Source organism: Pontixanthobacter sp. CEM42, from assembly GCF_017812015.1.
GTDB lineage: Bacteria > Pseudomonadota > Alphaproteobacteria > Sphingomonadales > Sphingomonadaceae > Pontixanthobacter.
The window spans coordinates 249406-274924 of record NZ_JADQTN010000002.1; the positions used below are offsets into that span (position 1 = coordinate 249406).

At 57.7% G+C, this 25519-nt stretch carries 22 protein-coding genes; 11 read left to right on the forward strand and 11 right to left on the reverse strand.

Annotated features, from left to right (window positions below; translation table 11 throughout):
• Nucleotides 1-65 precede the first annotated feature (65 nt).
• Complete coding sequence (gene recQ / locus J9777_RS11200) at nucleotides 66-1859, reverse strand: DNA helicase RecQ (protein WP_245228714.1); 1794 nt, start codon at nucleotides 1857-1859, stop codon at nucleotides 66-68.
• Between the two features lie 159 nt (nucleotides 1860-2018).
• Between recQ and J9777_RS11205 the strand changes: the two genes are divergently transcribed.
• The 6 genes from J9777_RS11205 (at nucleotide 2019) to J9777_RS11230 (ending at nucleotide 7265) form a co-directional block, all read left to right on the forward strand.
• A complete protein-coding gene (locus J9777_RS11205; RefSeq protein WP_209348916.1) occupies nucleotides 2019-2381 on the forward strand; it encodes a hypothetical protein in 363 nt (120 codons plus the stop codon).
• Nucleotides 2382-2472: 91 nt separating this feature from the next.
• On the forward strand, nucleotides 2473-2700 hold the full coding sequence (locus J9777_RS11210; RefSeq protein WP_209348917.1) for a hypothetical protein: 228 nt from the start codon (nucleotides 2473-2475) through the stop codon (nucleotides 2698-2700).
• A 52-nt stretch (nucleotides 2701-2752) separates the two neighbouring features.
• Nucleotides 2753-3937 (forward strand): acyl-CoA dehydrogenase family protein, encoded by a 1185-nt coding sequence (locus J9777_RS11215; RefSeq protein WP_245228715.1) that lies wholly within the window; start codon nucleotides 2753-2755, stop codon nucleotides 3935-3937.
• Nucleotides 3937-5169, forward strand: a complete 1233-nt coding sequence (locus tag J9777_RS11220; RefSeq protein WP_209348918.1) for a CoA transferase — start codon at nucleotides 3937-3939, stop codon at nucleotides 5167-5169. The genes J9777_RS11215 and J9777_RS11220 overlap by 1 nt, the downstream gene beginning before the upstream one ends.
• Entirely contained in the window at nucleotides 5166-6395 is a 1230-nt protein-coding gene (locus tag J9777_RS11225) for an acetyl-CoA C-acetyltransferase (protein WP_209348919.1), read from the forward strand. Before J9777_RS11220 ends, J9777_RS11225 begins: the two co-directional genes overlap by 4 nt.
• Before the next feature lie 15 nt (nucleotides 6396-6410).
• Nucleotides 6411-7265: a MaoC family dehydratase N-terminal domain-containing protein gene (locus J9777_RS11230; RefSeq protein WP_209348920.1), complete on the forward strand. Its 855-nt coding sequence runs from the start codon at nucleotides 6411-6413 to the stop codon at nucleotides 7263-7265.
• On the opposite strand, the gene ppk2 is transcribed toward J9777_RS11230, so the two are convergent.
• Nucleotides 7266-8045: a polyphosphate kinase 2 gene (ppk2, locus tag J9777_RS11235; RefSeq protein ID WP_209348921.1), complete on the reverse strand. Its 780-nt coding sequence runs from the start codon at nucleotides 8043-8045 to the stop codon at nucleotides 7266-7268.
• Between the two features lie 74 nt (nucleotides 8046-8119).
• Here ppk2 and phhA point away from each other — a divergent pair, with 74 nt between their 5' ends.
• Nucleotides 8120-9058 carry a phenylalanine 4-monooxygenase gene (phhA, locus tag J9777_RS11240; RefSeq protein WP_209348922.1) on the forward strand — a complete coding sequence of 313 codons (939 nt, stop codon included), beginning with the start codon at nucleotides 8120-8122 and terminating at the stop codon, nucleotides 9056-9058.
• Here the strand turns inward: phhA and J9777_RS11245 are convergent.
• The 4 genes from J9777_RS11245 to J9777_RS11260 form a co-directional block, all read right to left on the reverse strand.
• Nucleotides 9055-9324 carry a hypothetical protein gene (locus J9777_RS11245; RefSeq protein WP_209348923.1) on the reverse strand — a complete coding sequence of 90 codons (270 nt, stop codon included), beginning with the start codon at nucleotides 9322-9324 and terminating at the stop codon, nucleotides 9055-9057. The two genes, phhA and J9777_RS11245, sit on opposite strands and share 4 nt — an antisense overlap.
• Before the next feature lie 80 nt (nucleotides 9325-9404).
• Nucleotides 9405-10268: an undecaprenyl-diphosphate phosphatase gene (locus tag J9777_RS11250; RefSeq protein WP_245228716.1), complete on the reverse strand. Its 864-nt coding sequence runs from the start codon at nucleotides 10266-10268 to the stop codon at nucleotides 9405-9407.
• 32 nt (nucleotides 10269-10300) lie between these two features.
• Nucleotides 10301-12472, reverse strand: coding sequence for a M13 family metallopeptidase (locus J9777_RS11255; RefSeq protein ID WP_209348924.1), 2172 nt, complete (start codon nucleotides 12470-12472; stop codon nucleotides 10301-10303).
• Nucleotides 12473-12617: 145 nt separating this feature from the next.
• Nucleotides 12618-14543 (reverse strand): ABC transporter transmembrane domain-containing protein, encoded by a 1926-nt coding sequence (locus tag J9777_RS11260; RefSeq protein WP_280842201.1) that lies wholly within the window; start codon nucleotides 14541-14543, stop codon nucleotides 12618-12620.
• A gap of 88 nt (nucleotides 14544-14631) precedes the next feature.
• Here J9777_RS11260 and phaZ point away from each other — a divergent pair, with 88 nt between their 5' ends.
• Complete coding sequence (phaZ, locus tag J9777_RS11265; protein WP_209348925.1) at nucleotides 14632-15852, forward strand: polyhydroxyalkanoate depolymerase; 1221 nt, start codon at nucleotides 14632-14634, stop codon at nucleotides 15850-15852.
• Nucleotides 15853-15855: 3 nt separating this feature from the next.
• On the opposite strand, the gene J9777_RS11270 is transcribed toward phaZ, so the two are convergent.
• The 3 genes from J9777_RS11270 to J9777_RS11280 all read right to left on the reverse strand — a co-directional run bounded on the left by J9777_RS11270 (nucleotide 15856) and on the right by J9777_RS11280 (nucleotide 18225).
• Nucleotides 15856-16467, reverse strand: coding sequence for a DUF4126 domain-containing protein (locus J9777_RS11270; RefSeq protein WP_209348926.1), 612 nt, complete (start codon nucleotides 16465-16467; stop codon nucleotides 15856-15858).
• Nucleotides 16468-16542: 75 nt separating this feature from the next.
• Entirely contained in the window at nucleotides 16543-17721 is a 1179-nt protein-coding gene (locus J9777_RS11275) for an acetyl-CoA C-acyltransferase (protein WP_209348927.1), read from the reverse strand.
• Between the two features lie 54 nt (nucleotides 17722-17775).
• Nucleotides 17776-18225 carry a MaoC family dehydratase gene (locus J9777_RS11280; protein ID WP_209348928.1) on the reverse strand — a complete coding sequence of 150 codons (450 nt, stop codon included), beginning with the start codon at nucleotides 18223-18225 and terminating at the stop codon, nucleotides 17776-17778.
• A 186-nt stretch (nucleotides 18226-18411) separates the two neighbouring features.
• Between J9777_RS11280 and J9777_RS11285 the strand changes: the two genes are divergently transcribed.
• Nucleotides 18412-20364: a sulfatase-like hydrolase/transferase gene (locus J9777_RS11285; protein WP_209348929.1), complete on the forward strand. Its 1953-nt coding sequence runs from the start codon at nucleotides 18412-18414 to the stop codon at nucleotides 20362-20364.
• A gap of 25 nt (nucleotides 20365-20389) precedes the next feature.
• On the opposite strand, the gene J9777_RS11290 is transcribed toward J9777_RS11285, so the two are convergent.
• Together J9777_RS11290 and J9777_RS11295 are read right to left on the reverse strand one after the other, a co-directional pair.
• Nucleotides 20390-21784: a DUF5935 domain-containing protein gene (locus tag J9777_RS11290; protein WP_209348930.1), complete on the reverse strand. Its 1395-nt coding sequence runs from the start codon at nucleotides 21782-21784 to the stop codon at nucleotides 20390-20392.
• Nucleotides 21777-21938, reverse strand: coding sequence for a hypothetical protein (locus J9777_RS11295; RefSeq protein ID WP_209348931.1), 162 nt, complete (start codon nucleotides 21936-21938; stop codon nucleotides 21777-21779). The genes J9777_RS11290 and J9777_RS11295 overlap by 8 nt, the downstream gene beginning before the upstream one ends.
• Nucleotides 21939-22005: 67 nt before the next feature.
• Between J9777_RS11295 and J9777_RS11300 the strand changes: the two genes are divergently transcribed.
• Together J9777_RS11300 and J9777_RS11305 are read left to right on the forward strand one after the other, a co-directional pair.
• Entirely contained in the window at nucleotides 22006-23235 is a 1230-nt protein-coding gene (locus J9777_RS11300; protein ID WP_209348932.1) for a TIGR04063 family PEP-CTERM/XrtA system glycosyltransferase, read from the forward strand.
• A 36-nt stretch (nucleotides 23236-23271) separates the two neighbouring features.
• Nucleotides 23272-25242: a hypothetical protein gene (locus tag J9777_RS11305; protein ID WP_209348933.1), complete on the forward strand. Its 1971-nt coding sequence runs from the start codon at nucleotides 23272-23274 to the stop codon at nucleotides 25240-25242.
• Nucleotides 25243-25519 lie beyond the last annotated feature (277 nt).

Here is a 25519-nt window from a genome sequence, read left to right on the forward strand (position 1 = left end):
CATATTTATATCAATTTAGAGATTTGTCAACGCGTTCCTATCGGCGTTGGCCACTCAGCACGGGGTTAGTACTGGCGGATCGCCGAGAGGAATGCCTCTCCATGCGCAGCGAGTTTCTTCGCGCCAACACCGCCGATGCGGCCCATTTCATCGAGATTTGCAGGACGCGCCGAAGCCATCTCGCGCAATGTCGCATCGTGGAAGATTACGTAAGGTGGCACTTGCGCTTCAGCGGCCAATTCACGGCGTAGCTCTCGCAGGGCATCAAACAGCGGATCGCCAACGGGATTGGGAGTCCGGTCACCGCGCTTGCTGCCGCGTGATCGCTTCGGCGGGATAACGATCTCTACCGCTTGCTCGCCCTTGAGAATGGCCGGGGCATCCCCGCCAAGCGCCAGCCCGCCATGCTCGGTCGAAACCAGCGCGCCGCGCGCCTGCAATGCCCGCGAGAGCGGTTGTAGCATGGCGGCCTCGTCGCCTTCGACAATGCCGAACACGCTGAGCTGGTCATGGCCGCGCTGTTCAATCCGGTCGTCGCGGCTGCCGGTCAACACTTTCTGTAAGTGCCCAAAACCAAAGCTCTGGCCGGTGCGATACGCTGCCGACAGCAATTTTCGCGCGGTCTCGGTCACATCGGTGACCTTGGGTGGAGACAGGCAATTGTCGCAATTGCCGCAAGTCTCGGCAGGTTGCTCCCCGAAATGGCGAAGCAGCACCGCGCGGCGGCAAGTGGGCGTTTCCACAAGGCTGGCCAGCATATCCAGCCGCGTCCGCTCATCGCTCCGCCGTTCCTCTGGTAGCTCGGCAAGCCGTTGCCGCGCCTGCGCGAAATCCCCTGCGCCCCAGAACAGTGTTGCCTGCGCCGGATCGCTATCGCGGCCTGCACGGCCGGTTTCCTGATAATAGGCCTCGATCGATTTGGGGATGCCCGCATGGGCGACAAACCGCACGTCGGGCTTGTCTATCCCCATGCCGAAGGCAATCGTAGCGACGATGACCATGTCTTCCGAGGCCACAAACGCCGCCTGATTGGCTGCCCGCTCCTCCGCGGGCAAACCTGCGTGATAGGGAAGAACCGTGCGGCCCGTCGCTGCTGCCAGCTTGAGCGCCAGATCCTCCACCTTGCGCCGGGTTGGGGCGTATACGATGCCCGGCCCCGGCTGCTCGGTCATCAAAGTTGTGATTTGCCGGACCGGATTGTCGCGGTGGCGGATCGCATAGGTGATATTGGGCCGGTCAAACCCCGCCAGCACCAATCCCTCTTGCGGGATACCAAGCTGGCTCAGAATGTCCGAACGCGTTCGCTTGTCGGCGGTCGCCGTCAGCGCCAGCCGAGGCACTTCCGGAAAACGCTCCATCAGCGGCAGCAATTGACGGTAGTCCGGACGGAAATCGTGCCCCCATTCGGACACGCAATGCGCTTCATCAATCGCGAACAAAGCGATCTGCGAGGATATCAGAAAATCACAAAATTGCGGCTGGCTGGCGCGTTCCGGCGCGACATAGAGCAAATCCAGATCGCCCGAGCGATACGCATCCATCGTCTCGCGCCAATCGGCATCTGCGCTGGTCAGTGTCGCAGCGCGAATACCATTGGCCCGGGCGGCTCTCAATTGGTCATGCATCAACGCGATGAGCGGAGAGATCACCACACAGGTGCCATGCAGCATTGTCGCAGGCAGCTGATAGGTCAGCGACTTGCCAGCACCGGTTGGCATTACCGCCAAGGTCGAGTGGCCTTCCAATATCCGCGCGAGGACATCGGGTTGCCGCCCGCGAAACTCGCCGAAACCGAATACCGTCCGCAATTGCTCGCGTGCAGATTCGAGCTGCAAATTGGTGTCGGAAAGAGTTGCCATAAGCGCCCTCATGGCAGAGGCTTTGGTCCGCGCAAACGCCGTATCCACAGCTTTACCCTTTGCGCAGCGCGATATTGCTGTTTATCACCCCTCCACCGCCAAGGGTCGCTGACTTTCTTGGTGAGCGATTCTCATAGGATTAAATTGAAGGGAAACACCATGAACAAGTTTGTATCCGCCGCTCTCGCCGGCTCAACCGCACTCGCACTCGCTGCTTGCGGCACTGCTGAAGACGCATCGGCTGACGCTGAAGCGGAAACCGTAGAAGCACCCGCTGAAGAAGCTGTTGCTGACGTAGCTGATGAGCCTGCTGCCGACGGCGCTGCTGGTGAAGAAGGCGCCATGGAAGACGCTGCTGGCGACACAAGCGCTGCTGTTGCAGCTGAAGCTGACACCGCTGCTGACGCCGGTGCTGCTGCTGCCAATGACGTGATGGCTGAAGTCGAAGCAGCTGCCAAAGAAGAAGGCGGCAAGATGGTCGACAAGGCCGTTGACGCTGTGAAGGAAGAAGTGGCCAACTAATACCGGCAACTTTGCTTGGAAATTTGGAGCGGGCGGATCGTTAGGCGATTCGCCCGCTTTTCCTTTGGGGCCAAGCGAGTATGGTACGCGAATGAAACCGATTCTGTCTTTTAGTTCTCTTCTGTTGCTGGCTGCTTGCGGGAATGCCGATAATGAACCGGGGCCCGGCGGAGTAAGCGTGGGCGAAGCCCGCGCGCTCGACGAGGCAGCGGAAATGATTGAGGCAAAGAGAATTCCCGAACAGGATCCGCAATCTGATTCAGACCCCCAACCCGAGCACGAATCAGCACCAGCCGAAGAGCCGGTAAGCGAAGAATAACAACAACGCCCGCGCTAGAGACACAATAGAGGCGGGTCTGAGAGGAACATTTATGGCCGATGACGCCGCCCAAGCCGGAATGGACCCGGAGGTTTTCACGCAATTCATCGAGCAGCTCGAACGCTATGTTCGTGAACGCCTGATCCCGGCCGAAGACGAAGTCATCGAGAATGATGCCATCCCCGAAGAGCTCGTCGACGAAATGCGCGAAATGGGGCTGTTCGGCCTAACCACACCGGAAGAATATGGCGGCTCCGGGATGAATGTCCCGCAATATATCGAGACTATCCGGGTGCTGGCCTATGCCTTGCCAGCCTATCGCTCGATCGCGTCTATCAATTTGGGCATGGTGTGCTCGGCGCTCAAGAAATCGGGCACGGAAGAGCAGAAAGCCGAATGGCTTCCACGCCTTGCCGCTGGAGAGATTGCGTGTTTCGGCCTCACCGAACCTGGCTCCGGATCGGATAGCGCCGCGATGGCGACTACCGCTAAGCAAAATGGGAATGGCTACATTCTCAACGGTTCGAAACGCTATATTTCCAACGCGCCGCAAGCGAAGATGGCGCTGATTATGGCGCGGACCAACGATGAGGCATTGCCGCGCAACGCGCATGTCAGCGCATTCCTGGTACCGATGGATGCGCCCGGCGTGAGCATTGGCAAAGCTGACAAAAAGATGGGTCAAGCTGGTAGTCAGATCTCCGACATCTATCTGGATGACGTGAAGATACCGGGCGACGCGCTGCTGGGTGGCGAAGAGGGACGCGGTTTTGCCACTGCTATGCAAAGCCTAGATAATGGTCGCCTATCGGTCGCTGCGGCGAGTTGCGGCTATGCACGGCGGATACTGGACACGGCGATCAAATACTCGACCGAACGCAAGGCATTTGGCGAACCAATCAGCCAGTTCCAACTGATTCAGGCGATGCTCGCTGATAGTCAGGCAGAGCTTTACGCTGCCGAATGCATGTTGCGTGATGCCTCCCAAAAAGCCAATCGGGGCAAAGCGATTATCGAAGCCGCTAGCGCCAAGATGTTTGCGTCAGAAATGTGCAACCGCGTTGCTGATCGCTGCGTGCAAGTACATGGCGGTGCAGGCTATCTGGCCGAATATGAAGCCGAGCGCTTCTACCGCGACAGCCGGATTTACACGATTTACGAAGGCACCACACAAATTCTGCAATTGGTGATCGCGAAGAATATGCTCCGCGAATTCGCCGCCGGAGTGCCTGCCTGATGTATAATTTGCTGAGCGGTCTGTCGTTGATCGAAGTATCCAGCTTTGTCGCGTCGCCAACGGCTGGGCTCTATTGCGCGCAAATGGGCGCGGAAGTGATCCGGGTCGACCAGATTGGCGGCGGTCTCGATTATGATCGCTATCAACTGACAAAAGAAGGACGCTCGCTCAGCTGGGAAAACCTTAACCGCGCGAAGAAAAGCGTCGCCGTCAATATGCGCAGCGCCGAGGGTCGCGAATTGGTGCAGGAGCTGGCGCGCACAACCGGCCAGTTGATTACCAATGTCCCCGAGAAGAGCTTCCTCTCGCACGCCACATTGAAAGAAGGCCGCGAGGATATGATCACCGTCCGGATCATGGGATGGGGCGACGGACGGCAGGCGATGGACTTCACTGTTAACGCCGCCAGCGGCTACCCGTTGATGACCGGCCCTGCAGACTGGGACGCCGAAACCGCACCACCGGTCAACCAATTGCTGCCCGCATGGGACTTCATCACCGGTGCCTATACCGCCTTTGCGCTAATGGCGGCATTGCGCCACCGTGACGCGACAGGAGAAGGCGGAGAGGTTCGTATTCCGCTGGGAGACGTGGCTATCGGCACTGTCGCCAATAGCGGCGCAATGGCGGAAATGCTGTATCGCGGATCGGACCGCGAGCGGTTGGGTAACGATATTTGGGGCGCGCTTGGCCGCGACTTCATCAGCCGCGATCACAAGCGCTTTATGGTCGCTGTGCTCACGACCAAACAATGGCACGGCGTCGTCGAAGCATTCGGAATCGCCAATCAGATCGAGGCTCTAGAGCTGCAACACGGCATCCGCTTTGCCGATAGCGACCACAACCGCTTCACGCACCGCACCGAATTGTTCGACTTGCTGCAAGCAGTGGCAAGCACGCTCGACTATGTCGATTTGGCAGAGCGCCTGTCTGCTGCAGGATGCACTTATGAGCGTTACCGCACGATGCACGAAGCGGCGAATGATCCCGAACTGGTGACCAACAATCCGTTCTTCGGTGCTTCACCGGCGAACCCTAGCGGCTTTGAATATCCGGCCCCCGGACCCTTCGCCAATATGCCGGAACAATCGCGCGGCACGCCCGAGCCTGCACCCTATTTGGGTGCCAATAGCGAGGAAATATTGGCTGAGCGTTTGGGCCTCGGCTCTGGTGCAATCGCCAAATTGATGGATAGCGGCGTAATTGCCGGAAGCGACAAGGACTCACTATGACACTCAGACGCGCCGCCATTGTAAGCCCGCTTCGCACACCGGTGGGCAAATTCCTTGGTTCGCTTGCCCCGCTTGAGGCTGGCCCGCTGGGCGCGGTGATCCTGAAAGCGCTGATCGAACGCAGCGGAATTGATCCCGAGCGGGTTGATGATGTGGTGTTCAGCCAGGGCTATGGCAGCGCAGAAGCGCCGGCAATTGGCCATTGGAGCTGGCTCGCCGCAGGACTCCCGCTGGAAGTGCCGGGTTACCAGCTTGACCGGCGCTGCGGTTCGGGCCTGCAGGCTGTAATTAACGCCGCGATGATGGTGCAAACTGGCGCGGCCGATGTGGTGGTTGCGGGCGGCGTTGAGAGCATGTCCAATGTCGAGCACTATACGACCGATATTCGCGGCGGAAAACGCTTTGGCGACTTGACCATGCATGACCGCCTGACACGCGGTCGCTTGATGAGCCAGCCCGTCGAGCGCTTTGGTGTCATCACCGGGATGATCGAAACCGCAGAAAACCTCGCCAAGGATTACGGTATCAGCCGCGAGGCATCTGACGCTTATGCCGTTCGCAGCCACCAGTACGCAGCAGCGGCATGGGACGCGGGGAAGTTCGATGCACAGCTAGTGCCGGTGGAAATCCCCCAGAGACGCGGCGATCCAATGACTTTCGCCAAAGACGAAGGCTTCCGCGCTGATGCAAACATGGACAGTCTTGGCGCATTGCGCGCCATCGAAGGCAAGACCAATCCCGATGCTGTGGTGACAGCGGGCAATGCGAGCCAGCAGAACGATGCAGCGGCGGCCTGTCTGGTTGTCGCCGAAGACAAGCTAGAGGAAATGGGCTTCGAACCGTTGCTGTGGTTCGAAGGCTGGGCGGCTGCAGGCTGCGATCCTTCGCGGATGGGTATTGGTCCTGTGCCAGCGGTCGAGCGACTGTTCAATCGTACCGGCAAGGGCTGGAATGATGTCGATCTTGTCGAGCTCAATGAAGCGTTCGCGCCGCAAGTACTGGCGGTCCTGAAGGGCTGGGGCTGGAGCGAGGACGACAGCCGAACGGATATGCTCAACGTCAATGGTTCGGGCATTTCGCTCGGCCATCCAATCGGTGCAACGGGCGGACGCATCTTGGCCGATATGGCGCATGAAATGCACCGGCGCGAGGCGCGGTTTGGCCTAGAGACGATGTGCATCGGCGGCGGACAAGGCATCGCTGCGTTGTTCGAACGTGCGGTCTGATGAGCCAATGGCCCAATGACTGACTGGGATGACTGGATTGGCCGCGAGGTCCGCCAAAGCGATGTGCTGAATCAGGCGCTGGCGAGCCGTTGGCTGGCCGCATTGGATCGCGATCCCTACGCCGATGGCATAGTGCCGGAGGGCATACATTTCTGCCTCTGCACACCCGAGACCAGCACTGTACAACTTGGCGAGGACGGGCATCCCGGACGCGATAACAGCGCAGACAGCTTCTTCCCGCCAATTCCGTTACCGCGCCGCATGTGGGCCGCAAGCACAATCGGCTTTCTTGCACCTCTGTCCATCGGGGCAAAGGTCGATCGCATCAGTCGCATTGCATCGGTTTCCGAGAAGGACGGACGCACTGGCAAGTTGGGCTTTGTGGAGGTTGAACACACCACTGTGTCCGATGGTGCCCAAGCCATTCGCGAGAAACAGACGCTGGTTTATCGCGAAGCTATTGCGCCCGATGCTCCGCTCACACCGCCACAGGCCGAGCCGACTGCATTCGATGAAAGCACATGGGATCATGTTCACGTAGTCACGCCGAGCGAAACGCTGCTGTTTCGCTACTCCGCGCTGACATTCAACACGCACCGCATCCACTATGATCTGCCCTATGCCCGCGATGTGGAGCGCTATCGCGGGCTGGTGGTGCATGGCCCGCTTATCGCCACATTATTGCTCGGCATCGTTGCCGAACGACATGGACCCAATCAGACCGGCAGCTTCGCTTTTCGCGCGATCAGCCCGGCAATTGCGGGGGAACCGCTACATCTGGCGATACGCCAAAATGACAACGCGCTGGAGCTTGGAGCCTTTGCCAGCGATGGCCGCCAAACGCTAACCGCCACAGCTCAGTTGCGCTAATCAGTCGATCGGATAATTCTCTATAGGGTCCAGTACCGTATAGCTTTCCGAAATTGGTTCATGCCCCAGAGGCGGGAAAATCAATTCCGGTGGCTCAACACGGGTGTCCGGCAGCCGATCGAGCAAATCGCGAACCAGCGTTAGACGCCCGCGTTTCTGATCGTTGAAATCCACCAAAGTCCACGGCGCATGATCGCTGTGCGTTGCTTTGAGCATCGCCTCGCGCGCGGCGGTATAGGCTTCATATTGCTCACGCGCAGCCAGATCGATGGGAGACAATTTCCAACGCTTGAGTGGGTCTTCGAGCCGTTCGGCCAACCGTTCTTCCTGATTTACCTGATCAGTCGTCAGCCAATATTTAAACAGCAGGATGCCATCGTCGGTCAGCATCTTTTCGAACTTAGGCGCTTCCTCCAGAAACTGCGCAACCTTCGCGTCATCGGTAAAGCCCATCACCGTTTCAACACCCGCGCGGTTGTACCAGCTGCGGTCGAACAGCACGATTTCACCCGCCGCAGGAAGATGCTGCACATACCGTTGGAAATACCACTGCGTCATTTCGGTTTCGTTCGGTTTCGACAGAGCAACGGTGCGGCATTGACGCGGGTTAAGCCGGCCGCCTACCGCGCGGATTGCGCCACCTTTGCCCGCAGTATCGCGACCTTCAAAAATCACGCAAATCCGCGCACCGGTGTGCCGCGCCCAGCGGGCCATGCCGACCAGCTCTTCTTCCAGCGGTTCCAGCAGCCTGTCATATTCTTTGCGCTTCAACTTGCCCATCCCAGCCTTTCTCCAATCCTGACTTAACTTTCGGCCCTTACTCTGCGGCCAACAAAATGGTATCAACAGAAACTATGGCTACAGTTTTAGAACCCGAAAGCGATTTTACCACGCTGCCCGAAATGCCGGCAGATGTCTTTACCGCACCGCTCAAAAAACCCGATCATTTGGATGACGACTGGCTTGAGCCGAAGCAGGCGACATATGACAGCGATCAAGACACGATCTGGGACGATCTATTCAACCGGCAGATGGATGTACTGCCAGGCCTCGCAGCAAGCGCCTTCATGCAGGGCACCGAGAAGCTTGATCTTGGCAAAGGCGGAGTCCCCGATTTTGGCCGGATTAGTGAGGAATTGGACGCCCTGACAGGTTGGAGCGTGGTGCCTGTGCCCATGCTGATACCCGACCACGTATTTTTCTGGCACCTTGCCAACCGCCGGTTCCCTGCCGGGAATTTCATCCGTACGCGCGAGACTTTTGACTACATTCAAGAACCGGATGTATTCCACGATGTATTCGGCCATGTGCCAATGCTGACCGACCCGACCTATGCCGATTATATGCAGGAATATGGCAAGGCCGGATGGAAAGCGATGCGCTACAACCGGCTCAAAGCGTTAGGCGCGCTCTATTGGTATACGGTCGAATTCGGACTGATGCTGGAAGGTGATGATATCCGCGCATACGGCGCAGGAATCTTATCTGGCCCGACCGAAGCGGTGTTCTCTGTCAAGGCAGACAGCCCCAACCGGATTATGCTCAATGTCGATCGGGTGATGCGCACGGATTATGTGATCAGCGATCTGCAGCCGACCTATTTCGTGATCGAGAGCTTTGAGGATCTGTATCGTCAGACAGTCGAACGCGATTTTGACCGGCTCTACCGCAATCTCTCACCGGCTTTCACCTATGCAAATTCGGCCGTGATCGACGTCGACAATGTGGTGCACCGCGGAACGCAGGAATATTTGCTGCGCGGCGGACGCGGGAGCGGCGCCGAAGCCGTCTAGCTATTATTGGAGGTCGCCTGTGCGGCACCACGCGCGAGATGCGTGACGCCGAAAAAGGTGATCGCTCCGACAGCACCTACCAGAATAGTGTTCAAGCTAATCGCTTCGATCAGCGGGCTCGGTGCGATCCACAAGCCGAACAGCATCGCGCCCAGCACACTCGCTCCAATGTAGAGCGCGGTCGCACGACGTTCCTTCACGGCCAGAATGATCGTGGACAACCAGCCCAATATCCCCCCCACAGCGAATAGAATTACCAAACCCATTATCTTAGCTCTCGAATTGCGTTACGAGGATGAAACGCAGCAATTCGGGTTTTGGTTCCGTGATTTAGGGATTGAGAATCTTAGAAGATCGCAAGCAATGCACAGCCGAGCGCGACGCGGTACACCACGAAAATCAGCATCGATGCCTTACGCAGGAAGTTCATCAGAAAGACCATAGTGAGCAGCGCTGCAACGAAGGTGAAGGCACCCGTTAGAAGCGCATCCATCTGCATTTGCGTAGACAACTCAGCAAGGTCGAAAGCCGCGAGCAAGCCCGCTCCAGCGACTGCCGGAATAGCGAGCAGGAACGAGAACCGCGCCGCCTCGAACCGTGAATATCCAAGCGCCCGCGCGGCCGTCATGGTTGCGCCCGAACGGCTGGTGCCAGGGATTAGCGCCATCGCCTGCGCAATTCCGACCAGAATGGCATCGCGCAAAGTCAGATCTTCATAGCTCTTGGTCTGCTTGCCCCAATAGTCTGCCGCGCCGAGCAGCAATCCGAAGACAATCAGGTTCACCGCCACCAGATCGGTCGTGCGGAAACCCTCCATATAGCCGCCCATTTTCAGAAACAGGCCGGCTGCCACAGCGGGAATTGTGCCCGCCAGCACCCATAGGAACAGTTTGCGCTGCTCCGGATCATTACCAATCCCGACGGTTGCAAAGCCCCCGCGCGCCAGCCCCATCACGTCCTTGCGAAAATAGATAATGATCGCCAGCAACGAGCCGATATGCACGGCGACATCGATCAATGGTCCCTGATCCGGCAGATCGGTCAGATAGGGGATTAGGATCAAATGGCCCGATGAGGATATCGGCAGAAACTCGGTGATGCCCTGAACGATGGCAATCAAAAGCTGCTGAAGCAAAGTCATGGTTTGGCCAAATCCCGAATGCGCAATGAAAATGAAAGAGCCGGATTGCGTGGTTGCAACCCGGCTCATCCCATGGCCTCTCAGGCTATCTCAGGCAAGTCTTACCAGATCGACACGCGCTCTTCGGGCGGAAGATACAGATCGTCGTCCTCGGTGACGTTGAACGCATCGTACCATGCGTCCAAATGGCGGACAGCGTTGTTCAAACGGAATTCACCGGGAGGATGGTTCGCGGTCATGACGCGGTTGCGCAAGCTCGCCTCGCGCTCCATCCCGCGCCAGATTTGCGCAAAGCCGAGGAAGAACCGCTGATCGCCGGTCAAACCGTCAATCACCGGCGCTTCTTCACCGTTCAGAGACAGGCGATACGCACGATACGCCATCTGCAGGCCGACCACATCGCCCAAGGTTTCGCCCATGGACTGGCCGCCACGCAGGCACACAGGACCCTCAGGACTATCGACGGGGCAGTAGCTCTCGATGAAGCCCGCCATTTGCTCGGTAAACTGAACGAAGCCAGCGCGGTCTTCATCCTGCCACCAATTGCGCAAAGTGCCGGTCGCATCGAACTGCGATCCCTGATCATCATAGCCGTGACCGATTTCATGACCGATTACCGCGCCAATCCCGCCGTAGTTGACCGCCGGATCGGCCTCCGCGTTGAAGAACGGTGGCTGCAGAATGGCTGCCGGGAAAACGATCCGATTGGTGAGCGGTGAGTAATACGCGTTGACGGTTTGCGGGAACATGCCCCATTCGCTCGCGTCAACTTTTGTGCCCAAACGGCTGCGCGAATCTTCATCTTCCCATCGCGCAGTGGCCATCCGGTTGGCGAGCGGATTGTCAGCGGAAATTTCCAAACCATCATAGGTTTTGAACTCTCCGGGATAACCGATCATCGGGACAAATCCGTTCAGCTTCGCACGCGCCTCTGCGATGGTTTCGGGCGTCATCCATGTATTGTCATCGAGCGCCATGTTCATCGAACGCGTGAGGTTCGCGACCAGTTCATCCATCCGCGCTTTGCTAGTTTCGGGGAAATATTCGGCAACATACAGCTCGCCCAATTGCTCACCGATCGACCCTTCGACTGCACTGATGGCGCGTTTCCAGCGCTCCTGCTGTTCTTCACGGCCGCTGATCGTTTTGCCGTAGAAATCGAAGTTGGCCGCATCGAGATCGCTGGAAAGCACTGCCGCATTGCCCGACAGGAAACGGACCGCCATGTAGGCTTTGGTCGTCGCCAGCGGCGTCTTGGTCAGCAATTCCATCATCGCGGGCAATCCGCCGCCAATCATCTCGAGCTGCTCTGCCGACAATTCCATCTCGGCAATCTCTTCTTCTGTCGGCGGCAATTGCCTCGCGAGGAAGCGGGATTGCCCGTCAAGCTGCGAGGCAGTCAACAGCGCCGCGATCGGAAAATCTCCCGCCATTGCGGTCAATTCTTCAGGCGTCAGTTCATTGTAGGTGAGCTGCGGCATACGCAGAACGGGACGCGCCCATTCAAGCACGGCGACTTCGCGTTCAAACGCATAGACCGCTGCGGCTGCACTCGCTGGATCAGCATATCCTGCCGCGCCGAGCACAGTGGTCAGATATTCGATGTATTTCTCGCGAATTTCCAGATTGCTTTCGGAATCGACGAGATAGTAGTCACGGTCGGGCAAACCCATGCCGTCAAACCCGATGCCCACAGCATAATCGGTGGGGTTGCGCGCATCAATGGTGACACCTGCGCTAACGAGTGAGGGATAACCGGGCGTGCCAAACAAACGCACAAGAGCTTCGAGATCAGCCGCGCCGAATATCTCGTTCAAGTAAGGCACTGCCGGCGCAAGGCCGCTGGCATCAATCGCATCAACATCCAGAAACGCGTTATAGGCATCGACGATGCGCCGCGCCTGCGTCCCGGGCTCTGGATTGGAAGCAACAAGCGTCTCGACGAGCGAGCGCACATCCTGCGTTGCTCCTTCGCGCAGCATATCGAACGCGCCAAAACGTTGACGGTCCGCTGGAATTTCGTTGGCCGCGATCCACTTGCCATTGACGTAAGCGTTGAAGTCGTCACCCGGCGTGACGCTTTGGTCGATCAAATCAGTCCCAACGCCCCAAGTGCCGAAATCCATGGTTGGCGTGGCGACATCAGCTTCAGCAGCCGCCTCATCTTCAACGAGGAACTCAACCTCTCCGTGAGTCGGCGTGTCAGCCAGGGCTGGCGAGGCGGCGGCGAGCGCCAATGCGCTGGCGCCAGCGGTAAGAAGTGTACGGATCATAGTAATCTGCTCCCTTTGCGCGGGCCCCCGTGCGGGGTTTGCGACACCAATGTCATAGAGAGCGGCACCGCGCAGTGCAGCCGCTCATCGGTTTCATATGTAACTTTGTCGAAAAGGCGGGCATTCGGCAAGGAAATGTACGTGGCTACGCTGCCTCATGCGCACCGAATTGTAGCGCAGCGAGGCGGTTATAGAGACCGCCCGCGTCGACCAACTCGGCATGGGTGCCTTGCTCGACGATTTGCCCCTCTTCCAGAACAATGATCCGGTCGGCAGAACGCACGGTTGCGAGACGATGTGCGATAACCAGCGTGGTGCGGCTCTGCATTAGCCGGTCTAGCGCTTGCTGGACCAACTGTTCGCTTTCGGCATCAAGTGCACTGGTGGCTTCATCAAGCAGCAAAATGGGTGAATCGCGGAGCAGTGCGCGAGCGATTGCAATCCGCTGCTTTTGACCGCCGGAAAGGCGCGTACCGCTTTCGCCAAGGTAGGTATCGAGACCCTGCGGTAGATCGCGCAAGAACGATTCTGCATTGGCGGCGCGCGCGGCTTCCCAGATATCTTCGTCGCTTGCTGACCAGTGACCATAGCGCAGATTGTCACGCGCATTGGCGGAGAAGAGCGTGCCCTCCTGCGGAACCAGCGCAGTGCGTTTGCGGATTTCGGCTGGATCGGCGCTGGTTAGCGGCACACCATCAATGCGGATTGAGCCCGCTTGCGGATCATAGAAACGCTCAACCAATTGGAAGATGGTCGACTTCCCGCCGCCCGATGGGCCGACAATGGCGACTGTCTCGCCCGGCTCGACTTCTAGACTAAAGTCCTTGAGCGCTGCTGTTTCCAGCCGTGTTGGATAGCGGAATGTGACATTGCGGAACGACAAGCCGCCACGCGGAGGCACTGGCAAAGATTGCGGGCGTTCGGGTGGAGCGATAGTTGGCTTCTCATTGAGAAGTTCGTTGAGGCGGCTTGCCGCACCCGCACCGCGCAAAAGCTCGCCATAGACTTCGGTTAGCGCACCAAACGCGCCCGCTACAAAACCGCCAGTGATCAGAAACGCCGCAATTGTGCCCCCGCTGATCGAGCCGGTGGTGACCCCGACAGAGCCGCGCCACATCACAATCGTGATCGAACCGAAGATAAACAGGATGATGATGGCGGTCATGACCGAGCGCAGAAGAATGCGCTTCTTGGCGACGTTGAAGGTCTCCTCAACTGCTTCTCCAAATCGCTCGCTCTCGCGCTTTTCCTGATTGAACGCCTGCACGACTTTCATCGCGCCGAGTGTTTCGGCTACGATAGAACCGACATCGGCGACGCGGTCCTGACTGGAGCGCGAGATATTCCGCACGCGGCGGCTGAAATACATGATCGGAACCATCACCAGCGGGATCGCCACGAGCAGCCCCATCGTCAGCTTCGGCGCCAGCCAGAACAGATAGGCCGTCCCGCCAATCGCGATCAGAATGTTGCGCAGGGCAACCGATACGGTTGTCCCGACCACCGTCTGGATCAGCGTGGTGTCGGTTGTCATCCGGCTGGAAATTTCCTTGGGACTGTTCTCTTCGTAGAATCCTGGCGCGAGGCGAAGCAGATTATCCTGCACTTTGCTGCGGATATCCGCGACGACGCGCTCACCCAGCCAACTGACGAAGTAGAACCTTAGAGCCGTACCAACCGCCAGAACTACGACGATCATCAGCAGATAACGGAACCAGCGGGCAATCTGCTCTATGTCGCCGTTGGCCGCAAAACCATTATCGATAATCAGCTTGAGGCCTGCCGGGATCGCCAGCGTTGCGGCGGCGGTAATTACCAAAGCTGTGAATGCGAGCAGAACCTTTTGCGGATATTTCGCCGCTTGCGCCCAGATCATCTTCAATGGCCCGAGCGTTTTAGCCGGCTTGGGCCCGTTTGCTGTCTTTGCCTTCTTGCGCCCGAACAAAGAGCGTTTCGCTGGGGCTTCGGCAATGTCGAGGGAAGTCTGATCGGCGTCCATAGTCTCAAAATAGGGACCCAAGCGGGCAAAATCCACTGCCTGCAACGCTTTTCCGTGGCATTTCGCAATCATTGTTTGCGTCCAGCGTGATTTGGGGCCATGCTGCATTGCACAATAAAGGGCCGTGAGCGGCCTCGACCAACGTCGCAGGGAATTCCAATTGCTTTACACCGCTTATGAAATGCAGCGCGCATGGCTATCCAGCGCGAGCGCATGGGCCTCTGTCGGCGCTGAAATGCTGACCAATCCAGCACTGCCTATGGGCTATCTGGGCATGGGTCCGCGCATGGCTTCGGCATTGGAAGTCTTTGCCCATGCCTCCGCGCCTTACGGTAAGCCAAATTTCGGCATCGAAGCGGTGATTGTGGACGGCAGTGCATTCTCCGTCACTGAAACACAGGTGATGACCAAGCCGTTCGGCGATTTGCTGCATTTCGTTCGCGATGATCTGCCCAAAGATGCGCCGAAACTGCTGATCGTTGCGCCGATGAGCGGCCACTACGCCACGCTCCTGCGCGGAACTGTCGAGCGGATGGTGGAAAGCTGCGAAGTATATATCACCGACTGGGCCGATGCGAAGCTGGTCCCGCAGAGCGCTGGTAAGTTCGATCTGGACGATTACATCGACTATCTGATCGAATTTATGGAGCATATTGGTCCAGCCGCGCACATGATGGCGGTGTGTCAGCCTTCGGTTCCAGCCTTTGCCGCGACCGCGATCATGAATCGCGAAAAGCACACATGCGCACCCAAGACGCTGACCATGATGGGCGGCCCGATTGATACGCGCGAGTCCCCGACTACGGTCAATGATCTGGCAATGAAGCGCCCGATTGCATGGTTCCGCGAGACGGTGATCGCGACCGTGCCGATGACGTACAAAGGCTCCGGCCGCAAAGTATATCCCGGCTTCCTGCAACTCGCAGGCTTTATGAGCATGAATCTCGGTAGCCATATGCTGAGCCACTACGAGATGTTCAAACACCTCAACAAAGGCGATGACGACAGCGCGCAGGCAACCAAGGATTTCTACGACGAATACCGCTCGGTCTGCGACATGACAGCCGAATTCTATCTCCAAACGGTAGAGGAAGTTTTCCAGACCCACTCGATCCCGAATGGTACATTCGTCCACCGCGGCAAAGTGGTCGATTTGCACGAAATCACTGACACAGCAATCCTCGCTATCGAAGGTGAGCGCGATGATATTTCGGGCCTTGGGCAGACCAAGGCAGCGCTGAAATTAGCGGACAAGCTGAGCGATAAAAAGAAGCGCTATTACATGGCCGAAGGCGCCGGGCATTACGGCATCTTCAACGGCAGCAAATGGCGTGACAAGGTCGCTCCAACTGTCGAAGAATTTATCGCCGAGCATGGATGACCCCTACTCCGGTGGCAGTTCTTTGGGCGTTTTCCCAAAGCTGAAAATCTGTTTGATGATCCGCCGTGCCATCATCAGCAGCCACACGGTCAATACCAGCAGAACCAGCGCGATACCGCCTGCCCAATAGGGATATTCATAGGCCGCGTAGAGCAGGCCTGCAGTAGCGACATCTTCGACAGTCGATACGGCGACATTGGTGACCGGTTCGGGGCTGGTGTTCACGACCGCCCGCGCGCCGGCCTTGCCGCCATGCGCCAGCAATGCGCCGCCGCCGCCAAGGACGAAGGAAATAACCTGCGTCGCAGGGTCGGACGGATCAACGATAGCAAGCGCCAGCAGCGCCCCGCCAACCGGGCGGATAAATGTATGGATCGTGTCCCACAGACTATCGAGCCACGCGACTTTATCGGCAAAGAATTCCATCAGCGCCGCAAGACCAGCCGCGCCCATCACCCACGGGTTCGCCAGCACCTGAAGACTCTGCAAATGCTCCGGAAGCGGGATTACACCCGCCTGCATTGCGATACCTGTGGCGAGGACCGACAGATACAGCCGCCAGCCTGACAGCAGGCTCACACTGCCTGCGATCCCCAGAATTTCCATAATACCCAAAGCGGCCCACCCTCCTGTCTTGGAGAATGAGCCGCTTGGTTAGTTTTGGCAAGTTTGCCCAAAACTAGAACGCGCTTAGAAGATCTCGAACAGGCCCGCTGCGCCCATGCCGCCGCCGACACACATGGTGACGACGCCGTATTTGGCTTTGCGGCGTTGGCCTTCGCGCAGGATGTGGCCGACACAGCGAGCGCCGGTCATGCCATATGGGTGACCAATGGAGATCGAGCCGCCATTGACGTTGAGCTTGTCATTATCGATGCCGAGTGTATCGCGGCAGTAGAGGACCTGAACGGCAAATGCTTCGTTCAATTCCCACAGATCGATATCGTCTACAGTCAGATCGAAACGCTTGAGCAACTTCGGAATCGCATAGACCGGGCCGATGCCCATTTCGTCAGGCTCTGTGCCCGCAACCGCCATACCGACATAGCGGCCAAGTGGCTGGAGGCCGCGCTTTTCAGCTTCCTTGGCTTCCATCACGATGACAGCAGCAGAACCGTCTGACAGCTGCGATGCGTTACCGGCAGTGATCGTGGTGTCAGGGCCGAGAACCGGCTGAAGCGACTGGAGACCTTCGAGAGTGGTCGAAGGACGGTTGCCCTCATCCTTGGCGATGGTGACGTCGGCATCGGAAATCTCGCCGGTCTCTTTGTCTTTCACCTTATGCGTGGTGCTGACCGAAACGATCTCGTTGTCAAAGATACCAGCTTCCTGCGCGGCGGCGGTGCGTTGCTGCGATTGCAGGCCATATTCGTCCTGCGCTTCGCGGCTGACATTGTAACGCTGGGCCACAGTTTCAGCAGTTTGCAGCATCGGCATATAAACCGCGCCGTGCATCGCCATCAGTTCGGGATCAGGCATCACGCGCATTTCAGGCGTTTGCACCAGGCTGATCGATTCCTGACCACCAGCCGCAACGATATCCATGCGGTCGGTGATGACTTGCTTTGCAGCGGTCGCGATTGTCATCAGGCCCGAGGAACACTGACGGTCAATCGTCATGCCCGAAACGCCAATAGGGCAGCCCGCGCGCAGAGCAACTTGGCGGCCAAGGTTGCCGGCCTGTGCACCCTGTTGAAGCGCAGCACCCCACAGCACGTCGTCAATTTCACCGGCTTCGATACCGGCGCGCTCGATAGCGGGCTTGAGTGCATAGGCACCAAGCGTGGCGCCCGGTGTCGAGTTGAAAGCGCCTTTGTAGGCTTTGCCCATACCGGTACGGGCGGCGGAAACGATTACTGCGTCGCGCATGGCGAACTCCTTACTTGATTGTGATTCGGTCTATTCCCGGGGAGGGGTTGGAAATTAGACGAAGAACATGGTGATCCATTCGGTGATCAAGGCTGGCTTGTCCTCGCCTTCGATCTCGATGGTGATTTCGCAAGTCTGCTGCCATTGGCCTGGGCGCTTCTCGACCATTTCGGTCAGCTTCCAGTGGCCACGGATGCGCTTGCCGCTGCGGACGGGCGCGATGAAGCGGGTTTTGTTACCGCCATAATTCACACCCATCTTGATGCCTTCCATCCGGGGCATGTTCGATTCTGCACCGAGGTAAGGGATCATCGAAAGAGTCAGGAAGCCATGCGCGATGGTTCCGCCAAACGGCGTCATCTTGGCGGCTTCTTCATTGATGTGAATGAATTGGTGGTCGCCCGTTGCCTCTGCAAACTGGTTGATCCGTTCCTGGCTCATCTCGGCCCATTCGCTGGTGCCGATAACCTCGCCAACCTTGGCTGCGATATCCTGCGGTGTCATGTTTCTCTCCATGGTGATGCGTTATCTTGCACTGCACCATGGAGCATATCGAAGCCTAGCGCAACGAAGTTTCCGTTAACGTCAACCTGACGTTACGGCATCGCGGCGCCGATTTAGAGCAAACGGGGCCTTAACCACATTGAGCTAAAGCCTTCCCACTGCGAATTGCGACCAGTCAGGACGAAAATGGCCAGAATCATATCCATACTATCGCGGCCGCGCTTGCACGCGCTGTTGGTCGTGCTCGCTGTGAGCGCGGCAGAGCTGCTTATAGCAGACCGGAAATACGGCGTGTTCAGCGGCGGCTTCGGTCAGTCATCAGCAGTCGATACATCGGGTGAGATCGCCGCCTTCGGCATCGGCTTTGTTTGCGCGCAGATTGCCGTTGCAGCGCTCGGTTGGCGCTTGGCTGTATGGCTTTCGAAACGATCAGGCGGCCCGGTGCAAATTGTGAATTTCGCATTCCTCTATGGCGGACTCAGTCTGATTGCGCTGACACTGCAATATCAACTCCATTCTTATTTCAGCGATGCGCTAAGCTTTGCCCTGCTCAAACAATTGGGCGGCGGGAGCACCACAGATGCGCTGCTGTTTGCAAAGAATGAGATCGCTCTCGGCCTTGCAGCGTTCGCCGCATATTGTTTGGCCTGGTGGGTAACGATCAAACTGGCGCGCCGATTTTTGGGCGACATGCAGCCAGCTCCGCGCAATTATCCGGGCTGGAAGTGGATCGGTGTAGCATGGGTTGCGCTCTTCGCGGCGATTGTCGTGATACCGCAAATTAGCAGCGACGGAGCGAAAGGTCTGGGCCGGATTCTCGCATGGAAAAGTGTCTCGGCAACGCTGGCAAAAGCGACCGATTTTGACGGCGATGGCTATGGACTGGCAGGGTTTCATACCGACAGCCATCCCTTCGATAGTAGCCGCCATCCGCTCGCGCTCGACATACCGGGCAATGGCATAGATGAGGATGGCTATGGCGGTGATTTGACGCTGGTTCCAATCCCGCAAATGCTACCTGAAACAACGGTCGACGGCGATAAGCCGCATGTGGTTGTGGTCGTCTATGAAAGCACGCGTTTTGATGTGCTGGGCAAAACTCTGGACGGCAAACCGGTGGCGCCAAACCTTGAAGCAGTGGCGGCACAGGGTTCCGCCATCACACCTGCCTATAGCCATGTCGGCTTCACCACGCAGTCGCTTAAGTCCATCTTTGCTGGCAGCCTGATTGTTCCGCCGGGGTCACCCAGCCTGTTCCGCGAGCTAAAGAAAAGCGGCTACGGGATCGGTGTTTTCTCGGGGCAGCCGGAGGACTTTGGCGGCATTTCCGAAGCGGTGGGAATGCGCGAGAACGCCGATAGTTTCGTCGATGCGGAAAATTTGAAAGAGGAGCGCGCTTTCAGCTTTGCCGCACAAGGTTCACTCTTGGTGGATGAGCAGATCATTCTTCGTGAATTTGGCAAAGCATTGGGCAACACAGACGATTGGGAGCAGCCGCAATTCGTCTATCTCAATTTCCAATCACCGCATTTCCCCTATCACCATGACGGTGTTCCAGAACGCTTCGCCAAACCGCCAGTTGAGCGTAGCGAGATATCTGCCGAGAACCGCGAACGCGTCGTGCAAACCTACTGGAATGCGGTTGCGCATACCGATGATGCGCTCGGTTCTGTTATCGAACGGCTCAAAGCTGTCGGGGCATGGGACAATACAATTTTACTGGTCACTGGTGATCATGGGGAAGCACTGTTTGAAAACGGTTTTCTTGGTCATGGGCACGTGATCAACCGCCTGCAATACGGGACTTTCCTCGTCAGCAATCGGACAATTGAGGGCGTTGAAGGCCCCATAGCGATCAGCGATTATCGCCGGATACTCCATCGTCTTCTCGGTTCTACCGTTCCAGAACAAGCGAGCTTTGCGCCCTTTATGCATATCGGCCCGTTGGATGAGCCGACCGCGATCGGCACGGTGGGCCCGGCGCTTGGCGTTATTTCACTGCGCTTTGACCGTGGCGAGGCCTGTTTCGAAAAACCGGCGGGGTGCAAGGATTACAGCACACTTGGAGGCGCTGAACGGGATGCCATGGATGCGCTTATCGCCCGCTGGGGTTCCGAACGTTGGGCGGCGGCTCAGTAACGCGCTAATTAACAGGCTCTGCGCGCTACGCCGGATCTGGCAGGTTCAGCGATCCGCCAGCCCTGCTTTCCGCCAGCTTTGATCCGATCGTCTGTGGCTTCGCCTGCACCGTATCGACACGCTTGAGGTAGCTCCACAGCCCGCATTGCAGCGCAATCAGCATGAGAATGAAAGGCTGGTACGCGATCCCTTGGAACAGCGAGCCGACCAGGTAGATAATCTGCGCATATTGCAATGCCGTCGCAAGCGGGGCCTGCCATTGCTCGTCTTCGCCAGTACGTTTGCGCCAGCGGCGGCGAATTCTCTCCATCTGCCACAGGCCAAGAGCATGCAGCCAAAGCCAGATCGCGAGACCTAGCCAGCCTTGTTCACCAAGCATCTCGAATATCGCCGAGTGATAAGCGCGCCCTTCATCAATGACTTCGCGGTATTCGATCGACAAGGTGTTGCCATCGATATTCTCTTCGGTGACGGGCATATCATAGACAAATTTGTTGCCTCGATAAGCATCGAACCCGCCGCCCATCGGATTGTCCTGCGCATAATCGAGCGTCCACATCCACACCGCGACACGGGTCGAAGCCGATTGATCGCCTTCATGACTGGTGATCGTGGACATGCGATTATAATAGCTCTGCGGAATAAACGGTAGCGAGACCACCACCAGAGCTGCGCCGGCGACGAGGAATGTCAGGCGGCGCTTCACATCGCGCAGGGCAAGTACCATCAATACGGCAATGCACACCAAACCAGTCCGCGCCTCGGTGCCAATCGGCATTAGCAAGCACGCAAATATCAGCGCGTAGGCAAAAGTCTTCACGCGCCAATCGGGCTTGAAAATCGTGCCATAACGGACAAACCACAAGATCACAGGAATGCTGCAAATCGCCACCGTGGCGAGCGTGGAGCTTTCGTATATCCCGCTATTATCATTCACGAAGAACAGGTTCCGCTCATATCCACCGCCGCCGAGAACAACTTTGATGCTGGCGCTGATGACAATCGCAGCCACACTGAGCAGCATGACCAGCAGCGCGCTTTCGATGCGCAGTTTGGTCGTCAGCGTGAACGGCAGGAAGATTGCGAAGAACAGCGCTTTCCAAACCCATTCCCATTTCTCTCCTGCGAAGATCGGGAAATCAGCATTGGAGGTCGTCCACCAACAATACATCAACAAGATCGCCATCAGCGCCTGCCGCAACGTGAAACGCGCTTCGCGCTTGGAATCGGTCAGCGCCCATCCGGCAAAGGCAGCGCAAAACGTGATCAGCGATATCTGGATCGCCGGCATAATCGTGTAGCCCATCCGTCCCGGACTGAGGATATCGACATAGATATAGGCCAGCACCCACACGAACGGCCGGCGAAATCCGATCAGCATTACCGCTGCGATAAACGCAAAGAGTGCAAGATCAATCATCGTCAGAGGCGCTTTCCGCGCTTGTGCCGTTGCTTGGCCGCGCACGCTTTGGATCGGCACTTGGTTCACGGTCCAGCTCTGGCCGTCCCGCGATGCGGATCAGCGCAATCAGGATCAATCCATGCGTCAAAGCGAGGGCGAAATAGTCAATCACGGTGATGCGCGCTTTAACGGGGGTTGGTTGACGGCGCGTTAAGTTTACCGCGCTAAGGCCACGGGCGATGACCCGGATATTGCATGTTCTCGACCATTCGCTGCCGCTGCATAGCGGATACACATTCCGCACGCGCGCTATTCTGAAGAGCCAGCAAGCTTCCGGATTGGACGTACGCGGGATCACTGGACAGCGTCATGCGGCTGATGGCCCCGCCGTCGAAGAAACCGATGGCCTGACATTCTACCGCACACCTGGCGAAGCCGACGGGCCAGTCGGCGTGCGCGAGTGGCGTGAAATTGGTGCGCTTGCCAAAGCGATTGAACAGGTTTGCGAAGAATGGCGGCCTGATATTCTACACGCCCACTCACCTGCATTGTGCGGTCATGCCGCGCTCAAAGCCTCGAAAGCGCTGGGCATTCCGCTGGTCTATGAAATCCGCGCTTTCTGGGAAGATGCTGCGGTCGGCAATGGGACGGGAAGCGAAGGCTCGCTTAAATACCGGATGACGCGCGCTCTGGAAAATCGTGTGGTCGCCGGAGCCGATGCGGTCTTCACTATCTGTGAAGGCCTGCGCGATGATCTGATCGAGCGCGGCTTCCACGGCGGCAAGATCGGTATTTCGCCCAATGGCGTAGACCTTGCGCTGTTTGGCGACCCACCGCCGCGCGATGATACGCTAGCAAGCGATCTGGGACTCAGCGACTCACCAGTAATCGGGTTTATCGGCAGCTTCTACGATTACGAGGGTCTCGACGATCTGATCGCCGCCATGCCCGACCTGCAAAAGAAGCAGCCCGGAACACAGCTGTTGCTAGTTGGCGGTGGTCCGCGCGATGAAGCCTTGCGCATACAAGCCGCCGCTTCGCCAGCTGCGCATGCGATCCATTTCACCGGGCGGGTCCCGCATTCAGAAGTCGAGCGCTACTACTCATTGATCGATGTGCTGGCCTATCCCCGCAAACGCAGCCGCCTCACCGATCTGGTCACACCACTCAAACCGCTCGAAGCCATGGCGCAGCGCAGGATCGTAGCCGCGTCCGATGTTGGCGGGCATCATGAACTTATCGAAGACGGTGTCAGCGGTGTGTTGATGCCAGCCGATGATCCGGCCGGGATTGCTACCGCCCTATCCGACCTCATCGACAACCGGTCCGATTGGCAGGCGATGAAAGAGCGCGCTCGCGATCACGTTGGAAACAACCATGATTGGGCGCAGAATATTTATCGTTATCAATCTGTTTACCATCATTTGCTAGCCCATGTTCCCAATGGGGAAATCACTGCTGCTGCCTGAGCACAGCGACCTCCCGCAAGGCAGCAGGACTAACGAATGTTGGGTACCAAAAAGACGAATATGAGCGGCAAGGTGCCTAGCGGCGCACCGATTAGCGCGCACCCGTATTTTCCGGTTGTAGTAGCGCTGTGGTTCGCCGCTCTGTTGGGGATCGGCAGCTTGGTTCTGCCCGTCGCCTTGTTCGAAACAGCCGTCACCGCGACCGGCATTTCCTCGCTGATTTCCGCTGCGCAGCCCCCTCTTGGAGCAACAGCGCGCATCGCGATTGCGGTATTCGCAGCTGCGGGTGGTGCAATTGCCGGCCTGCTGATTGCCCGCAGAGTTTCAGCTGCACAGGCTAACGATACGCCGGAGCGCGATGTTTTCGGTCGCAGCTCTGATGCAGATCACGCAAGTATGGGTGCTAAGAAACCCATTTCAGCCCACGAGGAATTGGGTGACGCCGGTCTGGACGAGCCGGTCGCGGATCACGCTCCATCAGAAGGCAGCTATTCGGGCAAACGTCGCGCACTCGCGGTAACCGATGATAGCGGCCCCAGCGAATATTTAGAGGCTGCTCCACTTCCCGGTGGCAAGGCGATGGTCGATCAGTTTGATGATGACACCGTCGAGGATGCTGCAGAGGACATTACGTCGGCAAAACCCGAGGAAAATGCCGAACCGCCACTTGATTTAGCGCAGCTAACGAACACCGATCACGTTGAAGATCATCTCGACATAGGTGCTAGCGCATCCATCGTTGATGAATTCGAAACATTAGACGCGCAACCGCTCGACGAAGCCGAAACTAATGAACCCCCATATGACGCACTGCAAGCGGCACAAAACCCGCTTGCCGAACTGCGAGAGGAACTCGGAACTATGACCGATCAATCGAACCCGCCAAAATTCAACGCGCCCCAATTTAACGCGCAGGAGGCTGCGCCGGCCGAGGATATGCCGCAGGCTTACAATCCGCTGGCTGGACGCCGTACGCCTTCCCACCCGAACGGTGAATTTGCCGCTCCGATGGAAACGGTTGACGAGTTTAATGCGGCTACGAGCTTCATGCGCGAAGATAGTGCCGGGTCACTCACTCAGGACGAAGTTGCTCCGCCAGCTCCCGAGCAAGCCGCGCAACCTGCAATTGCGGATGTCGCTACGGAAACGAATGACGACCTTCGCACCAAGCCGCTGAAAGATCTGGGAATGGTCGAGCTGGTCGAGCGCTTTGCGCTCGCGATGCAGGCGAAAACAGAGGCGAAAGCGCAGGCCGCAGCCGAAGAACGGCACCACGAAGCAGCGCCGCTGGTATTTCAGCGCAGCAATATGGCGGCCTCTGCCGCACCGTTCGTGCCATCCGAGCCGGAGGATGCAGGAAATGCAGTTGCACAGTTTTTCGCAAGCGAAGCTGCCGAACAGCCAGCCGCAGCAACTGTCGCACAAGCCGAACTTGTGACAGCACCGCAAGAAATCACTACCAAACCCGTGATTCCCGTATCGATGCAGCCCGTTGGGCTGGACGAGACCGAGAATGAGGACGAAGCCGACGACATGCCTTCCTTGTCGTTGTCGATTCGATCAGTAACACCGTCATTCACTCCTTCGCCAAGCCCTTCACCACGTGAAGTGGTCCGGAACGAAAGTGATGATGCGGCAGCACAGGGCGATGACGCAGATAGCGGCGCCTACAGTTCACTGCTCGCAATGAAGAGCCCGTTTGCATCAGGCGAAGAATTTGTCCGCGTGGAAGATGACGAGCATTTCGACGGACCGCCTGAACCTGAGGTGGTTTTCCCGGGCGCGGAACGGCGGGCTGCACCAGCGGTCGATGGCCCCACACGCGATCCTGCAACGGAAACAGTCGCTGATACTGCAAAAGTGCCTGCGGCCCGGCCATTTGATGCACCGGGCGAATCCCCGGCAAACGGTCCGACCAAACAGCCGGTGGCCGCCAATCCGGGCGATACCGAACGTGCCCTGCGCGAAGCGCTTGAAAAGCTACAAAGGATGAGCGGCGCGGCGTAAACAACGGCCCAAACACCGGTCAATCGGCGATACCGTAACGTCACAGAGCAGGCCTGCCGATGGTATTCTGCAGGCCTTCCTTTTGGCTACCATAAACCCATCGGCAAACTATTGCCGTGCATACGATATCTTGCCTGTTCGCAGTTGCAAAAATCATATCATGTCGCCATTACGGTCTGCCGCGACACTTTCTCGTGCCTTTACGCATGCGGAGAAGCGGAACATTGCCGGATCGGGCTGTGGGAGCCCGGGATCCAGCACCTGACATGATAGGATG